The sequence below is a fragment of the Chryseolinea sp. H1M3-3 genome, from assembly GCF_029360725.1.
Classification (GTDB): domain Bacteria; phylum Bacteroidota; class Bacteroidia; order Cytophagales; family Cyclobacteriaceae; genus Chryseolinea.
Window position 1 is genome coordinate 238257 of record NZ_JARKMY010000010.1, and the last position, 15945, is coordinate 254201.

Annotated in this window: 13 protein-coding genes; 9 read left to right on the top strand and 4 right to left on the bottom strand. The window is 44.0% G+C overall.

The window, feature by feature from the left end; genetic code table 11:
- Positions 1-558 precede the first annotated feature (558 nt).
- The 3 genes from P2W71_RS17920 (at position 559) to P2W71_RS17930 (ending at position 3170) form a co-directional block, all read left to right on the top strand.
- On the top strand, positions 559-1359 hold the full coding sequence (locus P2W71_RS17920; RefSeq protein ID WP_276372687.1) for a hypothetical protein: 801 nt from the start codon (positions 559-561) through the stop codon (positions 1357-1359).
- Between the two features lie 11 nt (positions 1360-1370).
- Positions 1371-2342, top strand: coding sequence for a hypothetical protein (locus P2W71_RS17925; protein ID WP_276372688.1), 972 nt, complete (start codon positions 1371-1373; stop codon positions 2340-2342).
- A 282-nt stretch (positions 2343-2624) separates the two neighbouring features.
- Entirely contained in the window at positions 2625-3170 is a 546-nt protein-coding gene (locus P2W71_RS17930) for a hypothetical protein (protein WP_276372689.1), read from the top strand.
- 516 nt (positions 3171-3686) lie between these two features.
- Here P2W71_RS17930 and P2W71_RS17935 read toward each other — a convergent pair.
- Positions 3687-4415: a carboxypeptidase-like regulatory domain-containing protein gene (locus P2W71_RS17935; RefSeq protein ID WP_276372690.1), complete on the bottom strand. Its 729-nt coding sequence runs from the start codon at positions 4413-4415 to the stop codon at positions 3687-3689.
- Between the two features lie 547 nt (positions 4416-4962).
- Here P2W71_RS17935 and P2W71_RS17940 point away from each other — a divergent pair.
- Positions 4963-6174, top strand: coding sequence for a site-2 protease family protein (locus P2W71_RS17940; protein ID WP_276372691.1), 1212 nt, complete (start codon positions 4963-4965; stop codon positions 6172-6174).
- Between the two features lie 30 nt (positions 6175-6204).
- On the opposite strand, the gene P2W71_RS17945 is transcribed toward P2W71_RS17940, so the two are convergent.
- Together P2W71_RS17945 and P2W71_RS17950 are read right to left on the bottom strand one after the other, a co-directional pair.
- Positions 6205-6948, bottom strand: a complete 744-nt coding sequence (locus P2W71_RS17945) for a carboxypeptidase-like regulatory domain-containing protein (protein ID WP_276372692.1) — start codon at positions 6946-6948, stop codon at positions 6205-6207.
- Between the two features lie 274 nt (positions 6949-7222).
- Complete coding sequence (locus P2W71_RS17950) at positions 7223-7456, bottom strand: hypothetical protein (protein ID WP_276372693.1); 234 nt, start codon at positions 7454-7456, stop codon at positions 7223-7225.
- A gap of 397 nt (positions 7457-7853) precedes the next feature.
- On the opposite strand from P2W71_RS17950, the gene P2W71_RS17955 reads away from it, so the two are divergent.
- The 3 genes from P2W71_RS17955 (at position 7854) to P2W71_RS17965 (ending at position 11670) form a co-directional block, all read left to right on the top strand.
- The gene (locus P2W71_RS17955) at positions 7854-8885 is read left to right on the top strand and encodes a helix-turn-helix domain-containing protein (protein ID WP_276372694.1); all 1032 of its coding nucleotides are present in this window, start codon (positions 7854-7856) and stop codon (positions 8883-8885) included.
- Between the two features lie 118 nt (positions 8886-9003).
- Positions 9004-9492, top strand: a complete 489-nt coding sequence (locus tag P2W71_RS17960) for a (2Fe-2S)-binding protein (protein WP_276372695.1) — start codon at positions 9004-9006, stop codon at positions 9490-9492.
- A gap of 3 nt (positions 9493-9495) precedes the next feature.
- Positions 9496-11670 (top strand): molybdopterin cofactor-binding domain-containing protein, encoded by a 2175-nt coding sequence (locus P2W71_RS17965; protein ID WP_276372696.1) that lies wholly within the window; start codon positions 9496-9498, stop codon positions 11668-11670.
- Between the two features lie 54 nt (positions 11671-11724).
- Here the strand turns inward: P2W71_RS17965 and P2W71_RS17970 are convergent, their stop codons facing one another.
- The gene (locus P2W71_RS17970) at positions 11725-11883 is read right to left on the bottom strand and encodes a hypothetical protein (protein ID WP_276372697.1); all 159 of its coding nucleotides are present in this window, start codon (positions 11881-11883) and stop codon (positions 11725-11727) included.
- Between the two features lie 910 nt (positions 11884-12793).
- Here P2W71_RS17970 and P2W71_RS17975 point away from each other — a divergent pair.
- Both P2W71_RS17975 and P2W71_RS17980 read left to right on the top strand, forming a co-directional pair.
- Positions 12794-14806, top strand: a complete 2013-nt coding sequence (locus P2W71_RS17975; protein WP_276372698.1) for a RecQ family ATP-dependent DNA helicase — start codon at positions 12794-12796, stop codon at positions 14804-14806.
- The gene (locus P2W71_RS17980; protein ID WP_276372699.1) at positions 14803-15942 is read left to right on the top strand and encodes a DNA-processing protein DprA; all 1140 of its coding nucleotides are present in this window, start codon (positions 14803-14805) and stop codon (positions 15940-15942) included. Before P2W71_RS17975 ends, P2W71_RS17980 begins: the two co-directional genes overlap by 4 nt.
- Positions 15943-15945 lie beyond the last annotated feature (3 nt).

The window sequence follows — 15945 nt, forward strand, 5'->3', positions numbered from 1 at the left end:
ATACCCTCCATTCGCATTCACGGAGCAAGGGGTAGCCATGCTTTCTGGCATTCTGAACAGTCCACGCGCTATTGAAACCAACATTGCGATTATGAGAACGTTTGTCGCATGACGAAGGATGATGCAGTCACATGAAGAACTCGCCTCGAGAATACGGAAGCTTGAGAAAAAGTACGATCAACGTTTCAAAATTATTTTCGATACCATTCAACAGTTGATAAACGCGGAAAAGAAAGCACGACCAATAGGTTTTGAAATTGGCCAACAAAAGAAAAAATAATTCGGATTAGACCACCAGCCCGCTCCCAAGCCACTGAAATAATGGCAAATTCAGAATAAGATTTTTTAATAGCTATTGCAAGGAGGACTTTCCCTTCGCCCCTTCCCTATTTCTAAGGATCTTTTTTTTTCTTCATGGAAAGTTTAACTTCGGGAAGCCCATCCACTGCTCCTTGAAAAAGGAGATAGCGGTGGGCTTTTTAATTTTTGTTATTCGATCAAAATTTATTGCTCCCCGCTATAACGGGAATAATTATATTATGATAACCTGTTTCAATCATGGCAACTAACCACACCACTTCCATTGCGATCAGGCATGGCTCCAATAGTCAGGGCTTTTTCAGTTACGATCCACCCGATGTCCTGGTTGTTTTTGTACATGGCTTCGGAGGCAATGCCCTCGGGACATGGACAAACTTCCCTTCCCTCGTTCTCCTCGAAGAAAAGTTCAAACACGCCGACGTCATTTTTTATGGCTACGAAACTTTGAAAGGGCAGGCAGGAGATCATGCCGCGATGTTGTACGACTTCCTTGACCTTTGCCAGTCGCCCTTGAAAAACAACATCTTGCCACGCGAACAAAACTTACCCGAACGTACATACAAACGAATTTTGTTAGTGGCGCATTCGCTCGGTGCCGTGCTCGTGCGACAGGCACAACTACTCGCCTTTACCGCGAAAAAGAAGTGGGTAGATAAAACCGAGATGGCTTTGTTTGCGCCTGCGCACAACGGTGCCAATATTGTTCCGCTGGCGATGGCTGCTCTCCCTGGACTCTACAGCCTAATCGGCGTGATCGCCAAATTTAGATTTCCGATCCTGATCGACCTCGATGCCGACAATTCCAATACCATCTGGAACGCCGTGAAAACAGAAACTCAAAAACTGCAGGATAAAGGAAAAGGAAATTTCACGAAAGCGAAACTCGTGGTCTCGGCAATGGGTGATAAGGTGATCCGCAGTTATCAATATCTCGGCGACGAACCTGCCAAAGTGGTGACCAACACCTCACACATGAAAGTATGCAAGCCCTTAGACGCTGCACACGAATCCATCACCCTTCTCAAATCCATCCTCTAACGTTCACTGCTATGGTAAACCTGCAACGAAATCTACATTCACTAAAAGCGGAATTTCACGACAAAGGTGATGCTGCCAAAGGGCACAAGACGCTGATGAAATTGATCGAGGCTGACAAGAAAAAAGAACTGGCACATTTACTACGCAACCACGAAGAGGAGGTGGTGTATGGCAGAGAGCTGCAACAGCGTTTTGAAGTCGACACCTTGCTCGAGACCTACAATCTATTGTTGATCGCCATTCTTGCAGGTTATGTCCCGCCGGCATTGGATGAGGAACTGTCGGCAGAGATCCAAAAAATTCTGTCCCATGATTCGGTAAAACCATACTATGAAAAATATTACCGGTACAAGCTCACCGACTACACCCTTCAATATGTGACCGAGAAAAAATATTTTACCAACATCGAGCCCGATTCCAACATCAGTCCGCTAAATGTTTTTATCGCTCTCAGCCGACTTCTCGATGAAGATGAAGACCTCGAAGTATTTCTGGCGATGCTCGACTACGTGAAGTACGGCGATATTGGTCTCGACGATGTGATTGAGATTTTGTCATCGTACGAGAAGTTGAACAAAGCATTCACCACGAAACGCAAGACCGACGAGATAAAAAGCATCTGGGGATTTTTCAAGTACACTACCTTCTTAAGTCAGCTTCGCGAAGTCATCGAATCCGTTGACAACAATCCACTATTACAATCCGCGATGTGGCTCTACCACGGCTACTTCCTCGACCGCATGAACACCCGGATGAAATCCATTTTCGTCACGGCCTTCAAAAACCTGAGCCATGTATTGGCTTCCCCCGAGGTCTTCCAAAACCTCACCGCCGATTTCTCCGCCACCGACAAAACCAACGACTACGACGAACAAGAACTAAAAGACACCGCCCACCAAATCATGGAAAAGTCAAAAGAAGATGTGCTGTTCATGCTGGATGCAAAATGGAAGAAGCCGATGATGGAGTATTTTGGGAATTAGTAGAAGTACTACCTGAATGTTAATTAGGACGCGCCCCTCCCCTTCGAAGGTGCCCCACTTTCGATCCGATTTGTTGAGCACATGCCGCCCTATTTTTCAACTTACTCATCACGCCCGCGAAACATCCCGAACATCGACGCACGCTAGTGGCGCTCTGCTCACCCTGTACACTAAAGCAAGTGCTTCAGCTAAAAACAGACAGACCTCAGCCTAAATCAAACAGTGTTTAAACGAGTTACTTTCCAATCACCAATTCGTATATATCGAACCTAAATTTTCCCTATGACCATCAAAACAAATGAATACTGGACCGAAGAGTCTTTTGATGAAATAGCCTTAAAAATTAAAATAGATACGCGCCAAGTGAAGTTCGGGATCTTCAATGCCTTCGAGAAGAGCTTTGAGATGTATCCGCGCCCGTGGATCGGAGAAATCAATCAAGAAAAGAAAACATTCAAATTATTCCGGACGAAAGGAACTGAGAACACGTCTGACCTATCTGTTACTGGCCAGTATACCATCCGTGGCGCGAAACCGGTAGTGGTGGTAAAACACAAAATACATTTCACCGTTATTTTTGGAGCGGTAGGTTTACTTGTTTTCGCGATTGCAATATTCTATCTTCTTCGGACAAAAGGAATCATTGTCCCGCCGGTGATACAAGCGGTTGCATTCTCATTGGTGATTCTGTATTACATCTACACCATTGGAAAAGACCTTCGACAGGATGAAAAACAGATAGAGAAAACTTTAACACGCGTGCTCATTGACGAGGAAGAGCTGGACGAAGAAGAAGAAGAGGAGGTCGAAGATGATGACGAAGGCTAACTACAGCCGTCGTTCCTTCCGGTTTGTGCTACCGCCTCACATCATTGTTCCGATGTTGATCGCATAGCACTCTATCTTCAACGTTCTCATCACACCCGCGAAACATCCCGACCCTCGACGTACACAAGTAAAACACTACACACCATGTTAGCCGTCAGCTCAAACGATTAAACCTTTCTGTGTGGATGTACTGGGATTAGAAAAGATCAAATGATTTTCATGATTCTTGCTATCGCAATTCACCACATTTATTCCGACTCATCCATCTACAAACGGACACCACTTTACCTGCACATAGTCCGCCAGTGGCGGACGACATTTTGGTAGGCGGGTTCCAACCCGCCGTATGCAAGATCAACATACACGCGCGCCACAGAAAATCTAAATCGATCTTCGCATTTTTTGGCGCGGAACAGATGCATTTCCAATCGTCCGCATTCGACGACGTAAAAAGTATGAAAACGCGCCGCTTTTTTTAAGGGGCACTTGCCCTATTTGATACACCCACTTTAACATCTAAAACAAACTCTTAATTTTCAACCACCACGTCCGCGGATGATACCACCTCATTGCATAACATCCACCGACAACAATCTTTTCGTTTAACGCTTCCTGGTCCATCAACATCTCGACATACACTGGCTGTCCCATCACTACCGTCGAAACTGGTACCTCTACATCTTTAAACCCAATAAAGGAAAAACTAATGACAGCAGACGGTCCTGGATTTGTCAACGTGATCGAAAACTTTCCATCACCATCAGTTACCGTACCCTTGTTTGTACCCTTAAGGATCACATTAACACCTGGCATTGACATGCCTTCTTCCGGTGACGTCACGATACCCTTGATCTCCAATATCGATGGAACGCTGATAACACTTTCGGTGCTGTCGGCCTGATCATGTCTTTCGGTTGGATGATGGGCAAAATCATGTCGCTGTTGCCCGAGAGTTTGGCGGGCAGAAAACAATAACAGACCACTTGCAAAGAAAACCGGCAACCAACCATACGGCTTTTTTGAATCGTCGAACGTATATACTTTAAGTTGATCCTGCCGGAAGCGACCACAAGTATTTCCCGTCACGTTTTTGAAATACGATTTAATGCGTTCGTCACTCCACGATGTAAAATCAATGACTTCCTTTTGGCACGACGAGCAGAACCTACCATTGGAGGTTTTGGCAAACGATCCCCATTTTTCATGACAGGGCTTTGGGATAGCGATCTCGATATTCTTTTTCATAGAAATATGGTATATCCCTGAGATGCACCAAACACATCTTTTCCATATTAATTATTGAAAATTAATCTTGATTTGTAAGATTAAAGGATTGTCTTAATTGTTGTTTTAGTTCGATGGCTGCCTCCCTTATGCCTCCCCCCTTTCGATCCGATTTGTTGAGCGCGTATCACCTATCTTCAACGTTATCATCACGCCCGCGAAACATCCCCAGCCTCGACGTACCGCCAGTAAAGCACTGCTTACAACTGTTTAATCTTACATCAAACTTTCACTTGGGTAATACATTTTACTTTTCATTAAAATATTGGCGACCCGCTTGACAACAAGCGGAAGGGCGCAATGTAAAATTACTGCAACAAGAAATTGTTTCATGCTATTTTTTAAACCTCAAATAGAATAGTAAACAAGATATTCAAATATCTATTGTCGTATAAAGTCTACGTGCCATTTCCATAAACTATTCAATTTTTTTCAGAAGTACACTTTTTATCTTTAGCGATTAGCCGCTTGCCGCATAGCAATGCAATCGTTACGCTTTATGCAAAAAATGAAAATATTTTTCCGTTTCTATCATCCTTGCTGGTGGGTATTAATTCTATTGGCTGCCATCCTTCGTATAGCAGTTCCTGACGCTTTCAAAACTTCTGGCTTCGTTATCAATTTAGCCTCGACTGTCCTCTTATTCAAATTAGCTACTCTCATTCATGAATGCGGCCATCTGCTTGTAGCCAAAATGTGTGGTGCCATTCCTAAGAGAATGATACTTGGAATTGGTTACGAGATATTCAGGACACACGTGCATGGCGTTAGAGTGGTAATAAATTCTCTCCCAGTCGGCGGACAAGCTTGGGCCGACTTTGCGAATAAAGATTTTACAAAGTGGAAGTTTGGAGCGTATGTTGCCGGAGGCGTAATATTCAATGTGCTTGTAGCATGCATCGTTTATTTGTCGTTCGGGTTTAATCCATATTTTTTAACGGGCAGCTCTGGAATAGACATTCCTTCTGCGATCATTGCTACCAATATGTTTGGTGTCATTAGCCTTATCCCATTTTATACCAAGAGTTATGGGAGTCGCGGTGCCACCGATGGAATGATCCTTTTAAAGTTGTTGTTCGATTTTAAAGGAGAATTTAGAAAACATGCGTCGACGATCGATATTCATGAAGCCGTCGAGTGTTATGAAAGGCGTGACTATGACAAAGCCTATACAATTTTCCAGCAATACCACGAAACGTTTCCGAGTGATACCACCTCATTGTTAAACATGGCTTCCATTCACATTCGGCGTGGCGAAATCGACGAAGCGTTGAACATACTACAGGCGCTGGAAAAGGATGTTCATACACAAAGGTTTAAAGGTTATAGAGAATATTTCTACAGCGGCATGGCATCGATTTACCTTATTAAGAACGATATCGATGTCGCGTTTCACTATGCCTCATTGGCGCTCAAGGAATCACCCCGAAGCAACTACATCTGGGTCATCTATGGTGCTGTGTTAATTGAGAAAGGAGATGTTAAAAATGGAATGAGGTGGTTATTCAAGATCATGGACTTTGAATATCCAAACCCGCTGGCAGTGGGTGCCTCTATGTATCTAATGGTTGCTTTTCACCAGCGCGGGGATATGCGATCGCGCGAATTGCATTTGAATTTTGTAAAAAGAAACATCGGGTTGCTAGACGCGGACGGTCGGATAATTTTAACCCGGAACCTGGAAAAGATTGGCGAGCCGGCGATGATCGGCAACATGTAGTATTTCGCAATATCGTGACCTTCTCGCACCTTACCTTCCCGTCAACCACCACCACAGATCCCTTGCACTTACTTTCGGTTCATACCGCCTACCCACTACAACTCCTCCAATGGTTCCGCCTAAAATATGTTGAACGTTCATCACCTCGTTTCGCGTCATGTCAACTGCAATCTCGCGCCCTGGTCGCATGGTGTTGTGCATATATTCTTTAATTTTAAATCCCTGCAGCGAGAAAACAATGAACTGTGATGAATCCTTATTCGGCATATCCAGTGAAAATTTGCCGACGGCATCTGTGACGGTTTCGATGGATGTCCCTTTCAAAATTACACTAACGCCGGGCATCGCTTGTCCATCTTCTGTGGATGTAACCGTTCCTATTATTGTCACAGTGGCCGATGGATCCCTCGGAATAATTTCTTTCCGATGATCAGTCATATAGTGCTCCGTTGTTTGCTGCGGTGTATTCTGCGCAGCCACCTGGCGTGAGCTAAACAATAGGAGGAAGGCAGCAAACACAAAAGAGATCCAACTCGCTTCAGGACGACCGGGCTCGCAATAAATATTTACATTCAATTGATCCTGCCGGAAGCGACCGCAGGTATTACCCTTTAGATTCCTAAAGTACGATTGAATACGCTCATCACTCCACGATGTAAAATCAATGACTTCCTTCTGGCAGGAACCACAAAACCCTCCATCAGTAGTTTTGGTAAACGAACTCCACTTTTCATGACAAGGTTTTGGTACAGCTATTTGGATAATTCTTTTCATAGGGCTTCAGGTTTTGATACACCCATGATGCATCGAGCTGACATTTTCCATAAGGCTTTTAAAATTGTTCTTATGGATGGTGTAAATCCCTAATAAGCTCAACCTCCGATCCGCCGCTGGCGGATACAAGTCCTGCCACGGACAAAGCTATCGCGCTTTCCATCACTATCCCTCACGCGCGCGTTTAAGAAAGGGCGTGGGTAGATATCTGAACTGTGATTAAAGGGATTAAGGGATTGGGTTGACTGTGTTTTAGTTCGATGGCTTCCTCCCCTTATGCCTCCCCTCTTTCGAAATGGTAATGATTGGTTCGCACATGAATGCCTACTAGAAAATCTGGTAGAGCATCTTTCAAATTATTTCCAAGTGTCTCTCGATAACTCGTGATGTTTTTGCCGAAGATCAATTGTAGTTTTTTCTCTCGAGGAATACACTTGATCTCTTCAATGGAAGGAATTGAATCAAGGGTTTTACATTTCAGTGTTTCTGTAAATCTTTCGTCTTTCATCCCAACCTAAAGGGAATAACTATCCGCTGTGTAACCGGCTTTCCTTTTACTTTTCCGGGAATCCACGTGTCCATCATCTTCACGACCCCGTTCCGCCTCTTCGTTCCAACCGCCCTTCAATTATAGATATAATGAACACGATATTCAGGTCAAGACTGTTAACTTGAATTCGAATTGGAAAATAATTTCTGCGCGTTTGAAAGAAAGGTCGGGCTTCAGACCTAACATGATAGCTATGATCTTTTCCATTACCATACGAAAGGTAGACCCTGCAGCCTGACTAGCACACCCTGCTGTTTACCATGCCATAGAAACGAATTCCAAGAAAATTAATATAAAATTAGTACAGCACCCCAGTCTTGAGAATCACTTTCATGTGCCTTATCCAACTTGCAGTATGGACATAAAACTTCAAATCCTCTTAATCACCAGCACCTTCGGTGCTCTCCAAAGTTTCTTCTTCGGCATCTATCTGTTCACGATCAAAAAAGGAAAAAGTCTGGCAAATGTTTTCCTCGCGCTGCTGCTTGTCGTGTTTGCTGCGCGGATTATTAAGTCGGTGGGGTATTATTTTGCCAGCGGGCATGTTATTCCGGATCTGTTGATGAACATCGGGTTCGGCTGCAACCTTGCCATTTTTCCGCTGCTGTGGCTTTACCTGAATGCATTCCTTAGAAAAGATTATCAATTCGATTGGAGATGGGAATGGGTTCATTTGCTTCCGGCGGCCGCGGCGTTGATGTTAAGCACCGTTCTAACGGATGAATTTTGGATAAGGCAGTGGGGTTATACGGTCTCGCTGCTATGCATGCTGATCTATCTCCCGTTTTGCATTCGCGTTGCTGTAAAACATTTTGGCTCGCTTGGCACCATCAGGAGGGTTTGGGTAATAAGCCTCATCGGCGGAATCGCCGCGGTCTGGATGGGTTATCTGGCGAATTATATTTTTGGTCTGGTTCCTTATATCACCGGCCCGGTACTTTTTTCAATCCTTGTCTTCCTGCTTAGTTTTTTGGGTTTGAAGCGGTCGTCGTTATTCACCAGCAATATCGAGCAACATCGGTCATCGTACCGACCGGTCCAGGTGGAAAGTTGTTACAAGCAATTGATCCATGCCCTGGAGACATCCAAGGTTTTCAAGGATGCATCTTTAACCTTGCCAAAGCTGGCGAAAATATTGAATGCTTCTCCAAACCTGCTTTCTGAGGCAATAAACCGGAAAGGGGGTTTAAACTTCTCCGACTTCATTAATTCTTACCGCATCAAGGAAACGCAACGCTTGCTTCAGTCGCCCGAATGGCAGGATCAAAAGATAGCAGCTATCGCTTACGAAGTTGGGTTCAATAGCCTATCGGTATTCAACACCGCATTCAAAAAGTTTACGGGCCAGACGCCTTCCGCTTATCGCAAGAACATCCTGAGCGCTTAGTGCTGTTTTTCGCTTTCTGATTTACACTTCCGTCACTCTTAAAGTGATATCCGGTAGAATTCTGTCTGGTCTTTCCAGATTTTGTGCGCTGATTATTGATAACGTCAACGACTAAAATATGGCAAGCTATAAGATCAACGTAAACCAGAAGGTGTACAATCTGAAAGCGGACCCGGATGTTCCGCTGGTCTGGATTCTCAGGGACTACGTAGGATTAAAAGGCACCAAGTTCGGATGCGGTATTGCAACGTGTGGCGCCTGCACGGTTCACCTGAATGGGAAACCGGTGCGCTCGTGTCAGCTTCGCATATCGGCCGTTCCGGCCAATGCGGAATTCACGACGATTGAAGGTATCGGAGAAAAATCGTTGCATGCGATCCAGCGCGCGTGGAACGAACTACAGGTTCCGCAATGCGGATATTGTCAATCAGGACAGATCATGTCGGCGGTGGCGTTGCTAAAAAAGAGTCCCGATCCCTCGGACGAAGAAATCGACGCAGCCATGAACGGAAACCTTTGCCGCTGCGGAACATATGATCGCATCAGGAAGGCCATTCATCTGGCTGCCAAACTTGAAAACAATCTGCAATCCTCCATTAAAAAATAGTTTATGTCAGTACCCACCATTAAAACAGGACGCCGCGATTTTCTCAAGACTTCCGGACTGGCAACGTTGGGCTTGCTGATCGGTCTGGATGCCGAGGCAAAACCAAAGAATCTGTCCAGGTCAAAGGCGATCCCTTCTGATATCGAGATCAACACGTTCATCCTTATCCGGCCGGACAACTCCATCACGATCATCAACCCCAGACCGTGTATGGGTCAAGGTACCATTCAATCTGTGCCCGCGATGATTGCCGAGGAATTGGAAATTGATCTTGCCAGCGTAAAAATTATTCAAAGCGACGGGAAGCGTAAATACGGCGCACAGACTTCCGGTGGAAGCACATCCATCAGAAATCTCTGGCTGCCTTTAAGAAAAGCGGGAGCAGCTACAAAGGAAATGCTTGTCCGGGCCGCGGCTAACCGGTGGAATATTGCGATAGACCTCTGCTACGCATCCAATGCAAAAGTATTTAGGAAAGACACCAACGCAAGTCTCACGTATGGCGAACTGGTAGAAGATGCGTCGAAACTTGATATGCCAACGGAACCCATACTGAAGAAAAAACACGAATTCAAAATCCTGGGCAAGACAACAAAGCGATCGGATCTCGCCGAGAGAACAACGGGCAAAGCTGTATACGGACTGGACGTCGAGGTTCCCGGAATGGTTTACGCCTGTATTTTACATAGTCCAATGATTTTCGGGAAGCTCATTTCCTTTGATGACTCGGAGACGAAGAAAATCCCTGGTGTTCTTCATGTACTTCGATGCGAGCGAGCGATGATCTACCGGACTACTGATTCCGTGGCGGTCATCGCATCCAATTGGTGGGCTGCAAAAAAAGGGCGCGATGTACTCAAGGCGACATGGGATCATTCGGGGTTGGATAAAACACTTCACAACGAAGAATACTTCGGCCGCTGTTACAAGGCCGCACAATCTGAGGGGATTCGATTTGAAGAATCAAACGACTTCAGTGCAAAGTTCAATGCAGCAACGCAAAAGCTAGACGTCAGTTATGAAACACCGTTTTTGTCGCACGTGCCGACAGAACCCGAGAACGCTACCGCACATGTAAAACCAGATGGCACCGTAGAACTATGGGCGCCACTGCAAGGTCCGGGCGAGACCTTGGAGGAAGTTTCAAAGTACCTCGGTATCCCAACGGTGAAGATAAAAATTCATGTTGTGTTGATGGGCGGATCTTTCGGAAGGAAAGCGTACATGGATTTTATTAAGGAGGCTTGTTTCCTGTCCAATAAAATCAAATTGCCCGTCAAAGTAATCTGGACGCGGGAGGATCATATCCGGCAGGGTCCATATCGCCCGGGAATGGTGAGTCATATGCAAGGGTTTGTCGAGGAGGGAAAGATCGTGGGTTATCATCATCATGTGATCGGTGAGTCGATCCTGGGCCAGGTGTTCCAGGGACTTGAAGACGATCAGCCTGAGCCGTGGATAGGCGGTGAAGCCAGTGTCCAAACCAATAAGTATCGATTCAAGGAGGCGCATAAAGTAAGTTGGACGAACGTGAAGACTGAAATACCAATCATGTGGTGGCGATCTGTGAACGCTTCAAACCTGGGTTGGGGACAGGAGTGCTTTATTGATGAGCTTGCTCATCTGGCAGGGAAAGATCCGTTGCAGGCAAGAATGGAGATCATCGAGGATGAACGTTTCCGGAAAGTTTTAAATACACTTGCTGAGAAGACGAACTATGATCAGAAACTTCCGGAGGGAAGCGGGCGAGGGATAGCTATAGTGAACTCTTTCGGATCTACCGTTGCATGTAGCATCACCGTTTCAAAATTCGGGACGGGTGTGAAGATTGATAAGGCAGTCGCCGTGATCGACTGTGGGATGTATGTCAATGCAGATACGGTGAAAGCGCAGACGGAAGGAAACATCATCATGGGGATAACAGCAGCCATCAAGCCGGGGATTGTTTTTAAGAACGGTGTATGCCAGCAAAGCAACTATGACAACTATCCGATCATGAGAATAAGCGAGGCGCCCGAAATAGAAGTTTTTGTTATGGAAAATGAGGAGGCTCCGGGTGGCGTAGGTGAGGCAGGCCTTCCTCCGGTAGCGCCTGCGTTGGGCAATGCTATTTTTGCAGCGACGGGAGTAAGGGTGAGGAAGCTGCCGGTGAATATTGGTGATGTGAACAGTAGGTGAAATTTCGCATGAATGCCCAACGCTGCGAAATGGCGCAAGTCTTCCTACGTGGGCCTAGTGGTGCAAGACTTGTGCCCGCTCATCACTCCATGATGTAAAATCAATCACCTCCTTCTGGCATGAACCACAGAATCCTCCATTGGTAGTTTTAGTAAACGAACTCCATTTTTCATGACAGGGTTTTGGTACGGCGATTTGGATAATCTTTTTCATAGGCTTCAGGTTTTGATACAACCATGATGCATCGAGCTGACGTTTTCATAAGGTTTTTAAAATTTATCCCTCACGCGCGTTTAGGAAAAGGACGTGCGTAGATGTCTGAACCGCGATGAGAAGGATTAAGGGATTGGCTTGATTGTGTTTTTGATTTCGATGGCTGCCTCCCCTTTCGATCCGATTTGTTGAGCGCGTATCAACCTATCTTCAACGTTATCATCACGCCCGCGAAACATCCCGAAGCTCGACGAACGCAAGTAAAGTACTCCTTGCCCTTGTTCACTTACAAATCATTGATTACAAAAGTTTTCTTCGTATTACTAACCAGCACATTTCTTATCTTCGTTGCAATGCGCATAATCTTAATCTTATTGTCCCTCTTGTTTTTCACTGCCTCGTCCGCGGAGGTCGCGAACTCTCTTTCTAAAAATAAAACTGGCTTTACGGACATGCACTGGATTCAGTCATTAGCATTATCAAATAAATAAACCACTTCGCGCCGTTTATGTAGGCGGCAAGGAATGTGTCAAGTCCTACTAGCCAGAACACGCTTCAAGGTGTTATCGTGAAATGGAAGCCTCCCGGAAAGTCGAAAAAAGAAAAACTGAACCTAAGAAATGATGAAATACTTGTGGCAATTTCCTGCCTCTCAATTATCCATGATGAGGTAATCGTCGTGATTTCTACCCCCCGCGAGGTGATCAGATGTACAAGTTTCAGTACTACTACCAACCCGACACGATGGACTACGAACTAAGTAGATTGATAGGGGAATGAGACTGTAGGTGCGTTTTCGTGAACTATTCCGTTTTTTTCTTTTAAGATAAATTATAACTTTCGTTTGTTCCATCCACCGCTCTGACTGAAGAGTGAGTGAGCTGTTTATTTTTTTATCAACGTTAACTGAATGAATCGTCAACAAGCAGAGGCAAAACTTCAAGCACTTTTCAAGCTCGATAAGTTCTACGATGAGCAATGGGATACAATCGATCGAATGTTTAAAGGCGAGAGGGTTTTATTAATTGAACGGACCGGTTTTGGTAAATCCCTTTGCTATCAATTCCCAGCTACTCAATTTTCGGGTATAACGGTAATTTTTTCGCCATTAATAGCTTTGATGCGAGACCAAGTTAGTAAGTTGAACGCTCTGGGAATTAAAGCACGATGTATCAATAGTGAGCAAACTCCCGAAGAGAATTCAGCGATAATTAAGGACGCAACCCAAAATTTAATTAAGATTCTTTACATCGCGCCTGAAAGACAGGAAAATGAGGAATGGATCACGGCAACCCAGAAAATGAAACTTTCTATGGTTGTGATTGATGAGGCACACTGCATATCGGTCTGGGGCCATGATTTTCGGCCAGCCTTCAGAAGAATAGTTAACCTTGTAAATCTTTTGCCGAAGGACATGCCCATTTTGGCAACCACCGCCACTGCGACAAAAAAAGTTGAAGACGATATTTCGACGCAAATTCACGGAAGCCTTAATGTAATTAGAGGGAATCTTCTCAGGGAAAATTTGCAGTTGTTCGTTCTCAACGTTCAATCTGAAGATGAGAAATTGGTTTGGCTAGGGCAGAATCTGTTGAACGTATCTGGGTCCGGCCTTATTTACACAGGCACTAAAGCAAATACAAAAATATACAGTCAATGGCTAGAATTTTTAAAAATTCCATCAACTTGGTACAACGCAGATCTAGACGCCGATTCCAGAATAGAAATTGAAGAGGGTTTAAAGAAGAACAAATGGAAGTGTGTTGTTTCGACGAATGCTTTGGGAATGGGGATTGATAAGTCGGATATCAGATTTATTATTCATACACAGGTTCCCCAATCTCCTATTCACTACTATCAGGAAATTGGAAGGGCCGGCAGAGATGGTAAACCTGCGTTAATTATTTTATTTTACAATGAAGACGATAAAGCCCTTCCTGAAGCTTTTATCGATGGAGGAAGACCACCAGTTTCAATGTATGAGAAGGTAATTAATGTAATTAAGCAGGAATTAGTTGGAGAGCAAGAGTTAATGAAGAAAGCTAACATGAAGCAGACTCAAGTACGGGTAATTAAAGCTGATCTAATTGACCAAGGTATTATTCGAGAAGTTTTATTTGGAGGTCGTAAGAAATATGAATACATAGTTAATGCTCCAAGTTTGAATACGAAGGCGTTCGAAGAATTAAGGGCATGGAAAAAAACTGACTTGGATAACATGTTACAATACGTACACACCACTAAATCACGAATGAATTTTTTATGTGAGTATTTAGGTGATGTTGAAAAGGGTTCATATAATAATTGTGATAACAGTGGGCTTGAAAAACTCGTTGTTAAATTGGATTCGGAATGGAAGGAACGACTTCAGCGATTTCGTGAGGAATATTTTCCGGAATTGGAAGTGGAAAGTAAGTATTCCAATTTGGTAAACGGTGTTGCTGCCTCCTACTACGGAGTTTCGAATGTGGGGAGGGCTATTCATAGATCAAAATATGAGGCGGGCGGTGACTTTCCTGATTTCTTGATTAAGCTTACATTGCAGGCAATTAGAAAGACGTTCGGATCGCAGAAGTTTGATTTAATTTTGTTTATGCCCCCAACGAAATCTGGAGATCTGGTAAAAAACTTTGCTACTAAAATATCGGGCATCCTTAAAATACCGATATCGAATTCATTAGTCAAGGTTAAGACGACCCAAGAACAGAAAGTATTCGAGAATAATTTGTTAAAGGAAGAAAACGTGAAAGATGCTTTTACCTTTAAGGGCACCGAAACAATAGCTGGCCAAACTATCCTCCTAATCGACGACGTATTCGACAGTGGAAAATCCATTCGAGAAGTAGGTAAATTGTTGACGAAAATGGGTGCTGCGAAAATTGTTCCTGTGGTAATTGCAAAAACCGTCGGAGGTGATTTATGAAGGATGCTGCTTATTGGATTGCTCTCAGCCATTTGCCCAGATGGGGATCTCAAAAAATTAATAACCTCATTATAAAATTTTATCACAATAGTGGCATCTCCATCGAAGAGTTTTTTAATCTACCCAAAGGAATTTGGGAGAAACAATACGAATTGGAGGCGAAGGATGTAAAGGATTTGGTAAATGCGAAATTGGAGGTGCCGAATTATGCCTTTCTCGCTGAGTCTTTAATTAGTCAAGGATTTGAAATGATTCCTATTACGTCAAAAGTCTATTCGCAAACGCTGAAAAATAATCTTAAAACTTCTTTTGCCCCTCCTCTCCTTTATATCAAGGGAAACACTAAACTGCTCCATGAAAATTCCGTCGCGATTGTTGGGTCTCGTGATGCTTCTGAAATTGCTCTCAAATTTGCGGATGTAATTGCAAAAAAATCTACTGAAAGCTATAAAGTAATTGTAAGCGGGTTCGCAAAAGGAGTGGATAGGCAAGCACTTGATTCCGCAATAAAGTATAAGGGCCAAAGCATAATTGTCCTGCCGCAGGGCATTCAGACCTTTACCTCCGGTTATAAAGAATACTATAGACAAATTGTTAATGGTGATGTTCTTGTGCTCAGTACATTCTTCCCAAAGTCTCCTTGGAAAACGGCGTTGGCAATGGCTCGAAATCCCATTATTTACGGACTAGCAAATGACATTTATGTTGCCGAATCCTCAGAGAAAGGAGGTACATGGGAAGGCGTTCATGACGGTTTGAAGAAGGGAAGGAAAATCTTTGTTCGAATGCCGCAACCAGGTGAAAAAAATGCTAATAAACTCCTGATTGCATCGGGCGCAATACCAATCGATGATGTAGGTAATGTAATTTACGTAGCTCCCAAATCGGTTTCTGGATCATCAAAGATTACAGTTGTGAACGAACCTTCGGACACATTCGATGAAACCATCAGGAATCTCGTTAGAAGTAAGCCTATGACTGCTAGTGAGATTCTAGAAAAACTTAAGCTGGACTACTCTGTTAGAAAACTAAGTACGCAGCTTAAAAAGATGGACTTCCTGGAAACCAAAAAAATTAAAAATAAAATACACTACAAAGTGAAAATTAATAGTAGCGTGCAGCCTACACTTTTTTGACAA

What these genes read in the sequence shown, in the direction of transcription:
- P2W71_RS17935 (WP_276372690.1), bottom strand. Translation starts at nt 4,415, where the DNA reads ATGAAAAAGAATATCGAGATCGCTATCCCAAAGCCCTGTCATGAAAAA.
- P2W71_RS17970 (WP_276372697.1), bottom strand. Translation starts at nt 11,883, where the DNA reads ATGAAAAAGATTATCCAAATCGCCGTACCAAAACCCTGTCATGAAAAA.
- P2W71_RS17960 (WP_276372695.1), top strand. Translation starts at nt 9,004, where the DNA reads ATGGCAAGCTATAAGATCAACGTAAACCAGAAGGTGTACAATCTGAAA.
- P2W71_RS17955 (WP_276372694.1), top strand. Translation starts at nt 7,854, where the DNA reads ATGGACATAAAACTTCAAATCCTCTTAATCACCAGCACCTTCGGTGCT.
- P2W71_RS17950 (WP_276372693.1), bottom strand. Translation starts at nt 7,456, where the DNA reads ATGAAAGACGAAAGATTTACAGAAACACTGAAATGTAAAACCCTTGAT.
- P2W71_RS17945 (WP_276372692.1), bottom strand. Translation starts at nt 6,948, where the DNA reads ATGAAAAGAATTATCCAAATAGCTGTACCAAAACCTTGTCATGAAAAG.
- P2W71_RS17920 (WP_276372687.1), top strand. Translation starts at nt 559, where the DNA reads ATGGCAACTAACCACACCACTTCCATTGCGATCAGGCATGGCTCCAAT.
- P2W71_RS17975 (WP_276372698.1), top strand. Translation starts at nt 12,794, where the DNA reads ATGAATCGTCAACAAGCAGAGGCAAAACTTCAAGCACTTTTCAAGCTC.
- P2W71_RS17940 (WP_276372691.1), top strand. Translation starts at nt 4,963, where the DNA reads ATGAAAATATTTTTCCGTTTCTATCATCCTTGCTGGTGGGTATTAATT.
- P2W71_RS17930 (WP_276372689.1), top strand. Translation starts at nt 2,625, where the DNA reads ATGACCATCAAAACAAATGAATACTGGACCGAAGAGTCTTTTGATGAA.
- P2W71_RS17980 (WP_276372699.1), top strand. Translation starts at nt 14,803, where the DNA reads ATGAAGGATGCTGCTTATTGGATTGCTCTCAGCCATTTGCCCAGATGG.
- P2W71_RS17925 (WP_276372688.1), top strand. Translation starts at nt 1,371, where the DNA reads ATGGTAAACCTGCAACGAAATCTACATTCACTAAAAGCGGAATTTCAC.
- P2W71_RS17965 (WP_276372696.1), top strand. Translation starts at nt 9,496, where the DNA reads ATGTCAGTACCCACCATTAAAACAGGACGCCGCGATTTTCTCAAGACT.